This is a genomic window from Pseudomonas sp. NFACC56-3, assembly GCF_900100025.1.
GTDB classification, from domain to species: Bacteria; Pseudomonadota; Gammaproteobacteria; order Pseudomonadales; family Pseudomonadaceae; genus Aquipseudomonas; species Aquipseudomonas fluorescens_AA.
The window spans coordinates 1-15,787 of record NZ_FMTK01000017.1 but is presented as its reverse complement, the minus strand read 5'-3'; the positions used below and the strand labels follow the sequence as shown (position 1 = coordinate 15,787).

Annotated in this window: 15 protein-coding genes; all 15 read left to right on the top strand. The window is 49.5% G+C overall.

All coding sequences use genetic code 11. The annotated features are described in order from the left end of the window. Nucleotides 1–29: 29 nt before the first annotated feature. The gene (locus BLO80_RS20650) at nt 30–770 is read left to right on the top strand and encodes a sulfite exporter TauE/SafE family protein (protein WP_092334249.1); all 741 of its coding nucleotides are present in this window, start codon (nt 30–32) and stop codon (nt 768–770) included. 64 nt (nt 771–834) lie between these two features. Then, entirely contained in the window at nt 835–1,758 is a 924-nt protein-coding gene (locus BLO80_RS20645; RefSeq protein ID WP_092334247.1) for an EamA family transporter, read from the top strand. Nucleotides 1,759–1,935: 177 nt separating this feature from the next. Next, nucleotides 1,936–2,454: a dCTP deaminase gene (locus tag BLO80_RS20640; protein WP_092334245.1), complete on the top strand. Its 519-nt coding sequence runs from the start codon at nt 1,936–1,938 to the stop codon at nt 2,452–2,454. Continuing rightward, nucleotides 2,451–2,996 carry a dCTP deaminase gene (locus tag BLO80_RS20635; RefSeq protein ID WP_092334243.1) on the top strand — a complete coding sequence of 182 codons (546 nt, stop codon included), beginning with the start codon at nt 2,451–2,453 and terminating at the stop codon, nt 2,994–2,996. Before BLO80_RS20640 ends, BLO80_RS20635 begins: the two co-directional genes overlap by 4 nt. Before the next feature lie 17 nt (nt 2,997–3,013). After that, on the top strand, nt 3,014–4,885 hold the full coding sequence (locus tag BLO80_RS20630) for a PEP/pyruvate-binding domain-containing protein (RefSeq protein WP_092334241.1): 1,872 nt from the start codon (nt 3,014–3,016) through the stop codon (nt 4,883–4,885). 29 nt (nt 4,886–4,914) lie between these two features. Next, nucleotides 4,915–6,138, top strand: a complete 1,224-nt coding sequence (locus tag BLO80_RS20625; RefSeq protein ID WP_092334239.1) for a hypothetical protein — start codon at nt 4,915–4,917, stop codon at nt 6,136–6,138. Continuing rightward, nucleotides 6,131–7,285 carry a hypothetical protein gene (locus BLO80_RS20620; protein ID WP_092334237.1) on the top strand — a complete coding sequence of 385 codons (1,155 nt, stop codon included), beginning with the start codon at nt 6,131–6,133 and terminating at the stop codon, nt 7,283–7,285. The genes BLO80_RS20625 and BLO80_RS20620 overlap by 8 nt, the downstream gene beginning before the upstream one ends. Nucleotides 7,286–7,348: 63 nt before the next feature. Next, a complete protein-coding gene (locus BLO80_RS20615) occupies nt 7,349–8,395 on the top strand; it encodes a hypothetical protein (RefSeq protein WP_092334235.1) in 1,047 nt (348 codons plus the stop codon). A gap of 2 nt (nt 8,396–8,397) precedes the next feature. Further along, entirely contained in the window at nt 8,398–8,979 is a 582-nt protein-coding gene (locus BLO80_RS20610; protein WP_092334233.1) for an AAA family ATPase, read from the top strand. Next, nucleotides 8,976–10,580, top strand: coding sequence for an alkaline phosphatase family protein (locus BLO80_RS20605; RefSeq protein WP_092334231.1), 1,605 nt, complete (start codon nt 8,976–8,978; stop codon nt 10,578–10,580). Before BLO80_RS20610 ends, BLO80_RS20605 begins: the two co-directional genes overlap by 4 nt. Then, entirely contained in the window at nt 10,577–11,248 is a 672-nt protein-coding gene (locus BLO80_RS20600; RefSeq protein ID WP_092334229.1) for a metallophosphoesterase family protein, read from the top strand. The genes BLO80_RS20605 and BLO80_RS20600 overlap by 4 nt, the downstream gene beginning before the upstream one ends. 54 nt (nt 11,249–11,302) lie before the next feature. Continuing rightward, nucleotides 11,303–12,589: a diaminobutyrate--2-oxoglutarate transaminase gene (gene ectB, locus BLO80_RS20595; protein ID WP_092334227.1), complete on the top strand. Its 1,287-nt coding sequence runs from the start codon at nt 11,303–11,305 to the stop codon at nt 12,587–12,589. A 44-nt stretch (nt 12,590–12,633) separates the two neighbouring features. Beyond that, nucleotides 12,634–14,298, top strand: a complete 1,665-nt coding sequence (locus tag BLO80_RS20590) for a CTP synthase (RefSeq protein ID WP_092334224.1) — start codon at nt 12,634–12,636, stop codon at nt 14,296–14,298. 41 nt (nt 14,299–14,339) lie between these two features. After that, complete coding sequence (locus BLO80_RS20585; protein ID WP_092334253.1) at nt 14,340–15,089, top strand: metallophosphoesterase family protein; 750 nt, start codon at nt 14,340–14,342, stop codon at nt 15,087–15,089. Between the two features lie 567 nt (nt 15,090–15,656). Further along, a partial coding sequence (locus BLO80_RS20580; protein ID WP_139197074.1) for an Asp-tRNA(Asn)/Glu-tRNA(Gln) amidotransferase subunit GatC occupies nt 15,657–15,787 on the top strand: 131 nt, incomplete at its 3' end.

Sequence of the window (15,787 nt, the reverse complement as noted above, 5' to 3'; positions counted from 1 at the left end):
TATAAATGATTCCATAGAAGGGGCGCTCGATGTACGTAGCATTAGTAGTTTGTCTACTTGCGGTTGTGCAGTCGTTGTTCGGCGTGGGGTTGTTGCTTTTCGGTACCCCAACGTTGCTGCTGATGGGGCTCTCTTTCCAAGAGGCACTTCAGGTTCTTCTACCCGCTTCGTTAACATTGAGTATTCTGCAGTTATGGGCTGATGGTATGAACGACACCGTAAAGCCCTCTTTGGCCATTTGGCCTCTGCCGGGGCTCGCAATAGGTCTCTGGATCGCACTCGAAAGCGGATTTGATATCAAGCTCGAACTCATTGCGGCGATTCTGCTAGTAATCAGTGCTACATTGCGTTTGTCCGGCGGGGTTAGTCTAAGAGTCCGCGCCTTGATGCGTAGGAGCAATCGCGTAGCGATGGCCGTCATAGGTTTAGTACACGGGCTGACAAACCTAGGTGGCAGCTTACTAACGGACTATGCCTCCACCTGTGAGGAGGACAAGAAACGCTGCCGTCAGTTCATTGCCTTTGGTTATGCAATTTTTGCCTTCACGCAAATTGTCTTGATCACCATCTTTAAAGGTTATTCCACCTGGTCGATCACAAGCCTGGGTTATGCCGTGCTGGGAGGTGTAATTTACATGGCACTGGGAAGGCACGTATTTTTCAAATTCTCGCAGCAGCGCTATAGCGTCGCGCTGTCTATATTCATGCTGTGTTGCGCCAGTGTACTGACAGCCAAATATTTTCAGCTTTTTCCTACCGTGCATAGTTAGTGTTGCTTAGTAGCTTTCTGGCGTTCGGTTTGCATCGATATTTATTATAAGGGATGGGTGTTGCATGCTGAAGTTCGGTGAGTTGAAAGGGGTATATCTAATACTTTTCTTTATAGTGGCCTCGGCGGCTCAAGGTGTTTATTTATCCGGGATGCTGCAGCATGCGGACATCTACTCCGTTATCATCGTGATATTTTTGGTGCTGACAATTCTTTTCGGTTTTTTGACTTGGATGCGATCTTCAGAGTTTGTATGGAGTCGCTCCGTCGCGATTAATCTATTCCTTATCAATCTCACCACGTTGGGGAACTGGTTTGGTTTTATGTGGGCAATAAAATATATAGAACCGGCAATAGCATCAGCTTTGTTGAACTCGGTAGGGCCTGTGATTATATTAATGCTCAATGCCAGCGTTCTGAAGAAAGGTCCGGTGAAGTTGCAAGAGGCTATTGCGTCGATCGGTGTTTTGATCGCCATGATCATGAGCGGTGCAGTTATTCTCACTGGTCATTCGGCGGTGGGTGATATGGATCATGAACGACTCTATGTGGGAATCGCTATGTCCGTACTCTGTGGTCTGTCGGTATCTCTGAATACAGTTATTTCAAAGGGCCTGACCAACGAGCGAGTTCAACCACATCAGATTATGGCGTTCAGGTTCTTTGTACTCATAGTGGCTTCATTGATGATGACCACCGGTAGTTCAATATCGTCGACGGTCGCGGACTATTATGTGCCGTTGGCATTCGTTACAGTGCTGGGCTACTTGATTCCCATGTATGCACTGCAGGTAGGTTTGAAATTGGTGGAGCCACTGACAGCGTCATTTTCGATGGCCTTGGCTCCGCTCGTCTTCATCGTCATTCAGATGTTCGATGCACGACTTCAATTTTCCTGGTTTTCATTAATTACGATTCTCACTGCAATGGTGTTTATTGTATATGGTGTTTATGTAAAGCACCTTGCATCCAAAGTTGCGCCCTTTTAAGGGGTGCAATCTGCAGTGTTGGTCGATGAACATTATAAGAGATAGTTGGGTGCGGTGAGTCCTTTGCCGCACTGACGTTGGATTGTCTTGTTTCGCTTCTGCTAAATTCGGTGTCGCCCTGCTAGGGAGGGGCACTGGTCCGTTCGAAGTTTACATCCATTTGCTGGAGAAACTGCGGTGATCTTGACTGGCCATAAAATAAAAGAAGAAGTAACGGCAGGCCGCATCGTTATTGAACCTTTCAATGATGAATATATTGAGCCTAATTCATATCGGTTTCATTTGAACGATACGATTCTAGTCTACAAGGAGGGCGTGGTAGATGCCTATGATGAAAAACATGTCGAAACGTTCAAGATACCGCCCGAAGGGATGGTTCTTTATCCAAAAAAGTTCTATCTAGGTTGTACGCTGGAGCGGATGGGAAGTTTTAACCATGCGTCTGAATTATATGCTCGTTTGTCGACTAGTCTGGCGGGCATATTCATACAGACAAGTGCCCCGCTTGGACACACCGGCGCCATCATTCCCTGGACCCTAGAAATCTTGGTGGCACAGCCCGTCAGAGTTTATGCAGGTATGCCAATCGGCAAAATTTGCTTTTGGGAAAACTGCGGTGAACCCACCACCTATTCAGGGCGTTACAAAAACTCAAACACGGTCCTCTATTCGAAACTTACAGAGTTAAATCGATGATTCTTACAGGCAATGAAATTACGAGGGAAACGTATAACGGGCGAATAGTAATCGAACCGTTCGACGAAAGTTGCGTTAATCCCAATAGTTATAATTTTACGTTGTCGGACACGTTTTTGGTTTACGAATCTGGAGTGCTCGATACGAAGGCCGACAACAAGACATCAGTCATTAAAATGGTTGATGGCGAAATAACCCTGGAACCCTTCAGACTTTATCTGGCGGCCACTCGCGAGCGGATCGGAAGTAATTACTACGCCCCAACTTATGCCGCACGTTCCTCTGTGGCCCGCCTGGGAATGTTTATCAATCTATCCGCACCGCTGGGGGATATTGGATTTATCGGGAATTGGACGCTCCAGTTATTCGCAATCCATCCTGTAAAAGTCTATGAGGGCATGCGAATTGGTCAAATGATGTTTTGGCAACCCCAGGGTGAACGCCTTATTTATGACGGCAAATACCAAGGTGCAAGTGGGCCTATGAAGTCCCAGATCTATCGGGATATTCCAGCAGTTTTAACAGAAGCTGAGTTTAATTGAGAATCGCGAGAATAGATATGCCACTTCCAGGGAAATATCAGAACTTGATGGTCGCTTCCGAGCGCACTACGGTACCGCCCACGATATTGCTGGGTGAGAGTTTTTTTGCAACGTCGATTGAGAACTATCACGTTGTCAACGAGTTGATTGAGCGTGTGCTGCACAAAATCCAGGCTACCTCCGGTGCGTTTCTGCAAGATCATGTGGCAGAGTTGCGGAAACTGGCGGCTCAGTTGAAACCATCGACCGCGTTTGACGATGCCGTTGCGCAAGCCGTTGGCCAATTGTTACTCAAGGCGTCCTCTGGTTTGGCGGTCCGTTCTGCGGCGGTTAGCGAGGACAATGGAAACCACAGCTACGCCGGCTTATATAAAACTCTCCTAGGCGTTCCTTCTGACATTGGATCGATTGGGAAGGCCGTCCTGGAGATTTGGACTTCTTATTTCGAGTATGCCGCGGTTGCAGAGCGTTTATCGGCCGGGAGTCTGGTCGATGGGCTCAGGATGAATGTGATGGTGCAACCGCTTATTCCCGCGACCATCGCTGGCGTTGCGTTCTCTGCGTCACCCCAGCTTGGCGCTGGAGCTCAGCTTGAGTTTGTGGAAGGTACTGGAGATGCTCTGGTCTCCGGTTGGAAAACGCCGGTACTGGTCAATGAAGAACGACTCAGTGAGTTGACGGGAGCCCAAGAGGTAGCCTGTCGGCAGGTTTTTGAAGCGATTCATCAGTTGCGTGACCTTTTTGGTTATGAAGTTGATGTCGAATGGGCATTCCTGGACGATCAACTTTACGTTCTGCAGGTCAGACCTATCACCACGCTCGTTCGGGACAGCGACGACGACATCGGTGAGTTGCGCATTCATGATTTGTTTGGAATGTCTGAGCAAGAAATGCAGACGCTTCGTCCATTGCCTGCCTATGTCGAGTATTTTCGTTCCAAGCGCGGCCCGCTGTTCAAGTTTGCAGCGAATCGGGATGTTGCTGTCGGCGGTGCGAAGCTCGTTTACTTCGACAATTTATTCCTCACCACTAACCCTGACGATGTATCAATTCTCGAGCACTTTCAGGCTGACCAGGTAATCCTGGACGTCAACGACAATATGCGTCAGATCGTCTTGCCCAAGGCGAAATTACTAGAGGAATTACGCCGGATTTCGTCGGCATCCAGCCGGCGATATTGCGTGCTTATTCGTGACTATTTGCGGGGTGACGTGGGTGTCATTACCCGAGTCGTGGCGAATGACGACGTTCTTGTCGAGTACACGAAGGAAGGCCTCCTCGCGCTTAACCGTGGAGGCGCAAAAACCGACGTGGCAATCGTTAACAAGCACGCAGAGCCGGTGGGACCGTTCAATCCTTCTGCACTTGCATCTCTCATTTCAGCGACACACGTTGCGCAACAGACATTCGGACCGGTCCAGTTGGAATGGGTATTTTCGGGTGATCGATTGTTCCTGATTGATATGTCCTCGCTCAGTGATGCTGGCGTAGTCATGAGCAATCAGTCAGGCGAACTGGTTGTATCTGTAGGTCATGCAACCGGTCCGATCTGTTTGATTGAAGACAGCCCTGAGTTACTTGAACTCAGCGATGGCCCTGCCGTGAGTCTGACCGGTGTTCCGGATATCGAGACGATGGGCAAAACTTTCGATGAAATCATGCGGCGTATTCAGGATCACAAAGTACCTCCGATTGTCATGGTGTCGCGGCCATATGCAGCTCTCGCGCCCCTGATACCTCACGTGGCCGGCTTCGTGTTTTCCGGTGCAGCGGTTCTTTGTCATCTGGCGATCTTGCTCAGGGAGAAAGGCGTACCTGCAGTGGCATCGGAATCCATATTCGAAAGCCTGTATGACGGCGTTTCTTACACGCTCGATGCACGGCCTTGATCCCCCAAAAACGAAACAAGGTGAATACCATGAGCACTCTTTTTTTAGCGATGATGCAACCCGAAGAGCACAACAATCCAAATGCTCTTCAGGCTTCTCCTGTTCTGATTGTCAGTGGGCCTGCGCAGCCAATTCATTATGGCCGTAACACCGTTTTTTTTGAGACTGGAAAATTCAAGGCAGAAAAATTTTCTTTACCGGGAAGCAAAACCGAATGGAACGATACGTCATTCAAACCGTTTAACTATGACTTTGCATTCTTCTCGAAACAACAACGAGCTCTAGCCGATAGCGCCCGGGATGCATTGCTGCAGCATCTGCCTGTCGCCAGTGCGAAACAGCTGCCCGATTTGTTTCCATTGGTGGTGGCAATTGCAGAAGCGGGAACCATCAATGTCTATCAGTTTGCTGACATGGGGCCGTGGGGCGTCGTGTATGTCAATTACCATTCTGAAAGCTGCACAACTCCGACCCCGGAGGTCATTGTCCAAGCCATTAAAAATGGCCATGAAGCTCTGAAAATTGCGCGCCGTAGTTCTAACGACTCTTGCAACTACGGCCGGTGGCGTCCGGATCTGGAAGTCGAGCGAAAATTCACATTTGATGGTATCCCAGATACCTGGAAGCTGATTAACAAGCTCTACGAAAATATTATTGGCGGCGATTTGCCGGGATTTGTTCCCGAGTTTAACCTTGATTTCCAGGTTTACGACTACGAGGCCAAAATTTTCGAAGTACTCGAGCCTGAAGACCAAGCCGGTTATATCGCATTCATACCCCAGTCCAACGGGAAAGTCTGCGTGAAGCAGAAGTGGTTCAAGGAAAACGCAGAGGTCCGTAAAGAAACACTGCGCTTCAATGAAACCATTACTTCTCAAGACGAAGAAGAGTATGCGAATCAACTGTGCGGTGGAAAAGTGAAACGACTACCTGCCTACCGTCGCACACGTTTCGATGTCAATTTTGAATCGCTGGAAACCGGTAATGTATACGGTATCTTTTTTGATATCTGCCGCTCTGTGGATGCCCCTGAAACGTTGGCTTTCAGCCAATGCGAAGTTGAATATTGTCGGTCGCGTACCTGGGGGCCGCTGCAAAATATTTTTGAAGAGTATGAAGTGGCCTGTGCTTATGCTGAACGGTTTTTGACCGAGCAGGGTGTTAACTATGTACAGGACCTTTATTCGAAATTGGACTTTGTCAGAAGTCTGGATAAATCAATCAGCAAGGATAAGGAGGTTGCCCATGTCTAACTATTTCGTGGCCTATGGCAATTGGAAACTCAGGTTTGCTCAGCCTACATTAGATGACAGTGAGCGTTTGCTTCGTCTCTATCGCCTGCCGGCGGATCTCGACGCATCGTCCCATACCCTGCTGGAGGACCTTGCCGCCCAGATCGACACGAATTACTGCATCGAGATCTCGGCGGATGGAGCCGAGTCTGTCGGATCCCAACCTGTGAAGACGAGTAATCTGTTCGGTGATGAAATTCCGCTGGCGGTCGTAGAGCTCTCTTCAGATAAGCATTATCGGATTCATCATCGACTGACTCGGATAGATCCTTGGATCGTACACCTGATTCGCATAGGCTCTCCAGTATCCGTGCCGGAACGCACCTTGTGGAAAACCTTGGCGTCGTCCTTCGATAAAGACCATCTCCAGCTTAATAACTGGGAGTGCTTCTATATCAAGGGCCTGCCGGATACCGAACTGGAGCAGAAATTTCATATTGAAGGGAATTTTCCATATTTCTCTGTCTGCAAAGCTTGGTGGGAGCGCGTCGACGGGCGTCAAATCCCCGGCGTAGTGCCGCAGTTGGGTGATGAGATTCAATATTGGAGTTACGACAACCATTTTTGCGAAATTACCGAGAACACCAAAGGGGACAATGGGTATGTGTCGGTGATGCAATATTGCAAAAGGAAGAGCAGCTGGGACGATCCATTGTTCACGTTCAAGAAAAAAGTTTTCAACGAAGATGCATTAGAACGGTGGGAGCGAAACTACGAAAATCAATGGTTGCAAGGTGATCCCGTCACCGCGCTTTCCAAGTATTTCGATTATCCGCTCAAACGTTTGCCCGATTGGCGGCGTACCCGGTTGGACCTCGCTTGTGAAATTACCGAAACAGGCAATCTATTTATGGTCAATTTTGAAGACTGCCGTGTTCACGGCGCCGATGAAAATGCAATGCACAAGGGGCGTTTGCAGCAGTGCGAGATCGAATACCTGAAAACTCGAGGTACTCCGGATGAGTCCCTTATTTACCGTGATTTCGAGCGTATTACCCAGGAAGTCGAGAAGTTTATGGGCGAACTGGGCTTGAAGTATCAGCGGACAAACTATTCGAAGCTGACATTCCTTCGTGAGTACGTGGCCGACCAACCGGCTTTAGCATAAGTTATTCGTTACTTTTGCTGTGGGTTCTCACAGCAAAAGTCCTTTATCGCCCAAGGTACTCTTATGTCCAGAGATATTGTTCTCTCTAATGGCGTTGTCACATTCGCGATTCGTCAAACCACCGATACAACGAAGCTTGTTTCAAAGCTCTTGCGTTTTCTTCATCCCTTTTTTTCCGTCGTCAAGGAAGATAAACCGTCTTTCAGTATGCAGTTCCTGCCCTATGATGAGTTGCCGTCTGAGGTTGTTGTTTGCTGTCGCCAACCTCTGATCGTCCGCCGTAGTACTAAAAGCTCTTTTGATCTATCTGGTTTGTATGGTGAAATTAAAGATGAGACGGTCGCGTTGCTGGACGTCTCCACGCACACCGCATTTGTCGTAGATCGAAAAGAGCGCTTCGTTAAGGCGTATGTAAGCGACAGCTCTTTCGTTCATCTAATCGAGTTTATTCGATATGGGACGCTTTTGGTGGAGGAGTCGAACGGCACGGTGCTTTTGCATGCCAGCGCAGTTACCAACGAGCAGGGAGCCTTTCTTATCCTCGGTGAAAAACATGCCGGCAAAACCACCACGATGCTTAGCGCCGTATTAGGTTCAGCCTATAAACTTTTTTCTGGCGACAAAGTATTGGTCCGTTTAAGAGATGGAGAGCTATGGATCCGCGGCTGGCCAGACTATCCTCATATCGGCATGGGTACATTGAGCCAATATCAAGGATTGGCTGAGCAGCTCGGCGTCAACCCCCTGACAACATCGGGAACAGCCCGTGCTGACCATGACAAGGAGCTGGTGGACCCTGATATTTATCGAGAAGTGATTCCGCATGCGAGTACGGGGACGGTCGATACGTTACAGGGAATAGTTTTTCCCAATATATCGTCTGAGAGGAAATTGTTTAGACAGATGGCAGAGTCTGAGGTCAATGTCGAATATCTGTCTCAGTTTGTTGAATACCCCTCTGAATTCACACCAGGGCACTGGCACGGCTTGTTCAGCAACCCGGCTCAGGTTTCTCCCTCTCTGGATATTGAAATACTCAAACCCTTGTGTGAACTCCCTTGGCTGATCTGTGAAGGCGGAGCTCCACTGCACATTGAAACGGTGAGCTGATCATGCCTGGACCCAAAATCAAATTGTGCATTATCGCTCCAGCAGGGTCGGGGAAATCGACGGTAGCCAGGCTGATCAGTGAGCGTGCTCAGGAACGCGGGTTAAGCTGTGCTGTCATCAAATTGGCAGAGCCGTTGTACGATATTCAAGCCAAGTTCTATGACACCGCCAGAGTATCTATCGGGAGATATCAACAGAATCATCGTCTTCTTGAATCGATCGCAGACCATCTGAGATCTATCGATAAGTGGTCAATTGCCAATCATTTCAAAGAACGATACCTAGCCAGTGAAGCCGACGTTGTCATCAATGATGACCTTCGTGATTCTGACATTGACTGGCCGGTACTTCAGGAACTGGGGTTCAGTGTGCTGTATGTCGAAGCATCGGAGATAATTCGACATACGCGGCTGCAAGGCCGCGGTGATCTCGAGGTGAGCGCAACCAGCAAGTTGGATGCCATTATCAAGCGCATCCCGGTCAACTTCACCATTGACAATAGTTCGGAGTCGCTCGAAGAGTTGATGGAGACTGTTGATGAACTCTTTGATACCTACTTGTCCGCTTATGAGTACCTGTCATGAAGCGGCTTATCTGGTTACTGGTCGACGGTCTGCCCTTCGAGCTTGTGGAGCGATTTGCCACGCTGCTGCCAACATTGGGTAAGGCGATTGCAAACGGCAATGTCGCACGCCTAAAGCCTTGTCGACCCAATTGCCAGACGCCACCTTCATTGCATTCGCTCTATAGCGGTTTGGCTCCAGAGATGACAGGCGTCACTGGGTATTTTTTACCTCGAATAGACAGTGAGGATCCGCTTTCCTTTGATGATGCATTTTCCGTGGATCCTGCTGGTTGTCCCGAATACATCTGGGGGGCGGTTGCGAGAAACGGCGGCCGTCTACGGCTTTGCCACATTCCGTTCGCTAAAGAACGGGATATCGCAAGTGCCGCTGTCACGGTTACCCAAGGCTTTGGAAAACCGCTGTCAGGGCCCACAGTCCATTCGCTTGAGGCGAGCTGTATTGCGCGGTTGTATGAACGGGTTGGTGCTACTTGGACTGCCAGCTTGCGCGATGGAAATGTCGTTCTTTCTGATGATATGAATCAACGCGAAATCCAACTTGCCCCCTATACGACTGAGCTGCTGGATCTGGGGAAAAATCTCAGTGCCGAGGTGTCCCTGGTTTTTGTCGACGGATCGGCGTTGTTATTGGAACACGGACTGTGGCGGCCGACTGTATTTGGCGATGCGGAACCTGTTCGTGAACTTCACGAATTTTGCCGAAATCTGCCTTTTCAGGGTGCGACTTATTCGCGTCTATATAGAGAGTCCGGACTGGGCGAGACACTGCATGATGGTGGGGACGGAACTGCTGAGAAGAACTTGGTTTTTGCCGTCAGGAGCCTGGCCCGGCGCTTTCAGGCGGAGCTGCTCCATAGCGTCCAGGCCAACGACGCGGATTTAGTCATGGGTTATCTTCCAACGGTCGACCTTGTACTTCACGAGCTACTGGGTTTCATCGACCCAGGTTCAACTTATGCTACGACGCATGCTCGCAAACTCGTGGAGCCGCTGATTCTTGAAGTGCTGGAAGAGGTTGATTCTTTCATTGCTAGTATTTTGAAATATGCGGCGCCTGATATAGAAGTTTTGGTCAGCGCTGATCATGGTATGGCGGCGATACATAGAGTCTTTTACCCAAATACCGTACTTGCCCAAAAAGGTTGGTTGAACCTTACTCATAATGGCTCAATTGATGTACAGCGCTCACGGTGTTTTTATCACCCTGCTGAAAATGGACTGTTTGTGCTTAATCAGCAATGGCTTGATGAACAGCGTATGGATGCAAACGACTTATTGACACAAGTGAAAGAGTTGTTTGTTGGCGTACTGGGTACACCTGTCGAGTTCATTAGTTTTGGAATAAAGGCAAACAAAAGGCATTGGGACAGCCGGAATTATCTTCAGTCACCGGTTCTGACCCAAGCCAAGGCTGACATCAAAGATGTGCCGATTGTGCCCAGTCGCAAAACAGGGGATCACTGTGTATACGGGGCCGATGCAGCACTTTTCGGTTTTATTGGTGATATGCGTGGAGGGTTGCTGCAACAGTGCTCGGTTTTTGAGACTTGGGAACTAGGCGTGACGGCCAGGCGCAGCCTGATTGGAGGGGGCGCATGAAATGGCTCTCTGAAAATGCAATCCCGTTGCTCAGCGATGTCCATGGGAATGTTGATGGCTTGCTGCAGGCTCTGGAGCGGATCAAGTGCAACGGCATACAGTGCCCCCCCCTTTTTTTGGGCGACCTGTTCTGGACAGGGATGGAGGAGCGGGACCCACGAGCCGTACTTGAGCTGGTGATGAGTCTACCGGCCACCGGTTTTATTAAAGGTAATACCGAGGACTATCTCTTTTCTGGCTGGCTCGATGCGTGGGAGCCCGCAGATGAGGAGAACCTTCGGGAAAAGGCGACCATGCTGGCATTTCGGTCGAGCTTAAGTAATTCCGAGATCGCGTTCATTCAAGGCATGCCAAGAACTTTGTTATTTGAATATGGACGATCATCTTGCTTCGTGACGCATGCTTCTCCTAGCGATATCGAAAAGGGTCTCACTCTTACTTGTACAGCCGAAGAATGGGGGCAGCGTATGGCTCAGGTGTCAGCAGATGTTGTCATAACAGGACATTTGCATCGGCCATTTTCACACCGAGTGAATGACGTTCTACATGTTTGCGTAGGAGCCATTGGTCGTCATGGTGCCGATTATGACGGAATTATTGATTACGCACTATTAAATGAAACCCCATCCGGGATCTCCGTTGTTCACGATCGATTTCTTCAGCGTTAAATACAGCGCTCCGATACTTCGGAGTCATTAAGTTAATTCAGTGGAGTTGAGTGCATGGAAATTTTTGAAACGCTTGAGTCAAATGTTCGTAGCTACTGCCGTTCGTTTCCGATGGTTCTGCATACGGCGCAGTGCCATCAGGTTATGGATGAACACGGACGACATTACATAGATTTTTTTTCCGCCGCAGGCTCTCTCAACTATGGTCATAATCCGGAGTGCGCAGTTTCGGCTGTTGTCGATTACCTGAAATCGAACGGTATCGTATCTACCCTCGATATGTACTCCACTGCAAAACGAGATTTTCTGAAGTCATTCAATGATGTCATCCTGGCTCCCAGGAACCTTGACTATCGGATACAGTTTACCGGGCCGACCGGTGCTAATGCCGTAGAGGCTGCTCTTAAGATAGCTCGTATGAAAACCAAGCGGAGCAACGTCATTGCGTTCACCAATGCTTATCACGGCCTGTCCCTAGGGGCATTGTCGCTGACCGGTAATCGTGAAAAGCGTGATGCAGCGGGCATCGCTCTGGGTGGAGTGACGCGATTGCCTTTCGAAGGTTATATGCCTGGAGTCGACACGCTGGGATTGCTTGAGAAAATGCTGGATGACCCTAGCAGTGGCGTGGATTTGCCCGCTGCAATCATTTTTGAGTCAATTCAGGCGGAAGGAGGACTCAATACCGCCAGCATCCAATGGATGCAGCGCTTGAGCCGTATTGCCTATGAGCGCGGTATCCTGTTGATCGCAGATGAGATCCAGACGGGTTGTGGCCGAAGTGGTCGATTCTTCAGTTTTGAAGAGGCCGGGATTGTGCCAGACATCGTGACCCTTTCTAAATCACTGGGCGGTATCGGATTGCCCATCGCTGTTGTCCTGATGAAACCGGAGTTGGATATCTGGAAGCCAGGGCAGCACAACGGTACTTTCAGAGGTAATAACCTTGCTTTCGTAGCGGCCAGGGCAGTGATTGAAACTTACTGGAAAAGTGCCGACTTTGTGAAGGGGTTGACGACCAGAGTCAATCTGCTTGATGAACTGCTGATAGAGATTCGCGTGGCATTGCCTAAAACATTTTCATTCGAACTGGCAGGGCGTGGATTGCTTCGGGGATTGCGTTTTGACAATCCTGAAACTGCGGCTCTCGTTCAAGCTGAAGCCCTTCGTAATGGCTTGATTGTCGAAACCTGTGGACCTCGAGACGAAGTCGTCAAGTTGTTGCCGTGTATCACCATTAAAGAAGAGGCTCTGAAGCAGGGACTGGTTATTCTGGAGGCCGCCTTGAAGAATGTTCAGCATCAATTTTCCGTGCGAGAGATATCAGCGACGGTTTCCTGAGTCGACTCAGACCTTGATACCTAAACTGCATGCCGAGGTGATGTATGGATAATTCAAGTCGGAAATTTGTATTTATTACGGGTGGGGTTGTTTCGTCGATCGGTAAAGGCGTCGCCGCGGCTTCGTTAGCGGCGCTTCTGGAGTCACGTGGCATCCGCGTGACGCTGGTGAAGCTGGATCCGTATATCAATATCGATCCAGGAATGATGAGCCCTTTGCAGCATGGGGAAGTCTTTGTTACTGAAGACGGCGCAGAAACCGATCTGGACTTGGGCCATTATGAGAGATTTATTACTGCCCGCATGAGTAAACGAAATAACTTTACGACCGGGCAGATTTATAATTCGGTGCTTGCCAAAGAGCGGCGTGGAGATTATCTGGGGATGACCGTTCAGGTCATCCCCCATATCACCGATGAGATTAAAAGTTGGATATATGCTGGCGCTGGCGATGCGGAGGTGACGCTAGTCGAGGTCGGCGGCACTGTCGGAGATATCGAGTCGCAGCCTTTCTTGGAGGCTATTCGGCAAATACGCTTGGATTGCGGACGTATGGACACGTGTTTTGTGCATCTTTCTTATGTGCCTTACCTTGAGGCCGCGGGTGAGATCAAGACCAAACCGACTCAACACAGCGTGAAAGAAGCCCGACAAATCGGCATTCAACCAGATGTTTTGATCTGTCGGATGTCCCATCCGCTCCAGGAAGTGGAACGGCGAAAGCTTGCACTCTTTTGTAACGTCGAAAGCGAAGCAGTTATTTCATGTACTGATGTTGATTCCATATACAAAGTACCTGGTCTCCTTAATCGGCAAGGTCTCGATGAATTGGTCTGCAAAAAGCTTGGCCTGACCACCATGCACTCAGACCTTTCTAAGTGGGAGACTCTGATTTATAAAAAAGAAAACTTCACACATGAAGTCAATATCGCGATGGTGGGCAAGTACGTCAGCCTTACCGATGCCTATAAGTCTGTTAACGAAGCGTTGATTCATGCGGGTATTCATATCCGCGCTAAAGTCAATGTCCATCCTGTAGACTCCGAACAGCTCAACGAAGATAACCTCCATGTCCTCGACGGGATGGACGCAATACTGGTGCCCGGTGGCTTTGGGCCAAGGGGGGTTGAGGGTAAACTCCGCGCCATTGAGTATGCGCGAACCCGCCGTAAACCGTTTTTTGGCATTTGTTTCGGTATGCAACTTGCGGTCACTGAGTTCGCCAGGAACGTAGCGGGCTGGAAGGGAGCCTCGTCCACCGAGTTATGTGCGGATACGTGCTTCCCCGTTGTGTCCCTGATTAGTCGAGCTCGAGCTGATTCTAATTCGGTATTGACGCCGGATGTTGATACAAATGGTGTCATGCGATTAGGGGCACATAAATTCACCATCGAGGCTTCAAGTTTGTTAAGTGAGATTTATGGTCGCAGTGAAGCGTTAGAGCGGCATCGCCATCGGTATGAGGTGACGCCGTCATATTTGCCTGACCTGGTCAAGGCAGGTCTGCGTATATCGGCACATTCTGCTGATGACAAACGCTTTTGTGAGGCCGTGGAATTGATTGATCATCCGTGGTTCATTGGCGTTCAGTTCCACCCGGAGTTCAGCTCGACACCCTCGACTCCCAATCCTTTGTTCAGGTCCTTCGTTGAGGCTGCATTAGTTCACAAGCGGTTTAATCAGGTCGAGCAGTGCGCGGTTGTAGCATGAAGGGACGCAGCGATCGCTTCGTTTATACGGGTGGGGGCGCTATGAGAATTGCTGCAATATCTGATATTCACGGTAACGTGTGGGCGCTGGAAGCAGTGCTTGACGACATACGTCGGCAGGGCGTGGATCTGATACTTAACTTGGGCGATATACTTTCAGGACCCTTGGAACCGGCAGAAACAGCCGATATTCTCATGGCAATGGATGGCGTTCATATAAAGGGAAATCACGAAAGGCAATTGCTTGACTGCGCTCAAACGCCGGGTGGGCACTCCGATTATTTTGCGTTTCTGCATACCACAGATCGGCACCATAACTGGCTTAGAAGCCTGCCGTCGATTGTCTCGCCTGTTCAGGACGTATTGATGTTTCATGGTACGCCGCAGAGCGATACAACCTGTCTGCTCGAATATTGGAATGGAGGAGCCTTGGTTCGCGCAGACGGTGCGTATGTTGATAGGCATCTTCACGGAAAGTCCTACAACCTTTATCTGTGTGGGCACTCCCATATCCCAAGGGTTCTGGCGTTGGGCAACAGTTTGGTAGTGAATCCCGGCAGTGTCGGTCTGCAGGCCTACACAGAGGGCCCCCCCTATGATTACAGCGTTCAGACCGGAAGCCCGCATGCTCGTTATTGTCTTCTCGAAAAAAGAAACTCCGGCTGGGTTGCACAGCATCGTTTGGTCGAATATCGCGTCGATGCAGCGGTAGCTACTGCGCGTAGCAATGGACGGGATGATTGGGCTCTGTGGCTACAGACGGGCCAGGTGACGAAAAGTGCGTCTTGCTGAGCCAATAGTGAGGTGTAGGATGGCGATATGGATAAGTGAGGACGAACTCAGAATAATGATTCGTGAAGTAGGTATTCGAGAGTACAAGATTAAGCGCGATCATCCGGATTGGCGATTGTTTGTCAGGCCATTTTATCCCGGATCATCCTGGATGGAAATTGATGCAGTACAGGCTCCGGATGGCCGTTGGAGCAGTTTCAAAGCGGCGAGTGCTTTCGCTTTGACGATCAACACTCACACTGTGGCGACAGTGAGTTGTTCAAGGTTGGCAGTACCTGACGACCCTCTTAAGATGGCAATCGTTGGATAGAGAAGCATCGTGAAAAACTGATCAGGATGTTTAGCCTTCTAAAACCGGAACAAGAAATTCCGACTGCCAGGGAGCCTGCTGCTTGAAGGGGGCGAGCACCTTTAAAGACAGAAATTTGGGCAAGAGGCCAATGTGCTAAATTTTCTGTGTTTCCGAGGTCGGCCCTCGAAGATGCGCTCTTGCGAGCATTTCCAGGGGTTCAGCGGTCCGCAATCTGACATACAGCTCATTCCATTCGCTTTCCATTGGAAAAAATCATGGCACTTGATCGCTCCGACGTGGAAAAAATCGCGCATCTGGCCTGTCTGGGCCTCAATGAAGCCGATCTTCCACACATTACTTCTGCCCTGAACAGCATTCTAGGGTTGGTCGACGAGATGCAGGCGGT

Bases quoted from the DNA above. Each gene is read 5' to 3' on its own strand.
- BLO80_RS20650 (WP_092334249.1), top strand. From the start codon at position 30: ATGTACGTAGCATTAGTAGTTTGTCTACTTGCGGTTGTGCAGTCGTTG.
- BLO80_RS20645 (WP_092334247.1), top strand. From the start codon at position 835: ATGCTGAAGTTCGGTGAGTTGAAAGGGGTATATCTAATACTTTTCTTT.
- BLO80_RS20635 (WP_092334243.1), top strand. From the start codon at position 2,451: ATGATTCTTACAGGCAATGAAATTACGAGGGAAACGTATAACGGGCGA.
- BLO80_RS20630 (WP_092334241.1), top strand. From the start codon at position 3,014: ATGCCACTTCCAGGGAAATATCAGAACTTGATGGTCGCTTCCGAGCGC.
- BLO80_RS20625 (WP_092334239.1), top strand. From the start codon at position 4,915: ATGAGCACTCTTTTTTTAGCGATGATGCAACCCGAAGAGCACAACAAT.
- BLO80_RS20620 (WP_092334237.1), top strand. From the start codon at position 6,131: ATGTCTAACTATTTCGTGGCCTATGGCAATTGGAAACTCAGGTTTGCT.
- BLO80_RS20615 (WP_092334235.1), top strand. From the start codon at position 7,349: ATGTCCAGAGATATTGTTCTCTCTAATGGCGTTGTCACATTCGCGATT.
- BLO80_RS20610 (WP_092334233.1), top strand. From the start codon at position 8,398: ATGCCTGGACCCAAAATCAAATTGTGCATTATCGCTCCAGCAGGGTCG.
- BLO80_RS20605 (WP_092334231.1), top strand. From the start codon at position 8,976: ATGAAGCGGCTTATCTGGTTACTGGTCGACGGTCTGCCCTTCGAGCTT.
- BLO80_RS20600 (WP_092334229.1), top strand. From the start codon at position 10,577: ATGAAATGGCTCTCTGAAAATGCAATCCCGTTGCTCAGCGATGTCCAT.
- ectB (WP_092334227.1), top strand. From the start codon at position 11,303: ATGGAAATTTTTGAAACGCTTGAGTCAAATGTTCGTAGCTACTGCCGT.
- BLO80_RS20590 (WP_092334224.1), top strand. From the start codon at position 12,634: ATGGATAATTCAAGTCGGAAATTTGTATTTATTACGGGTGGGGTTGTT.
- BLO80_RS20585 (WP_092334253.1), top strand. From the start codon at position 14,340: ATGAGAATTGCTGCAATATCTGATATTCACGGTAACGTGTGGGCGCTG.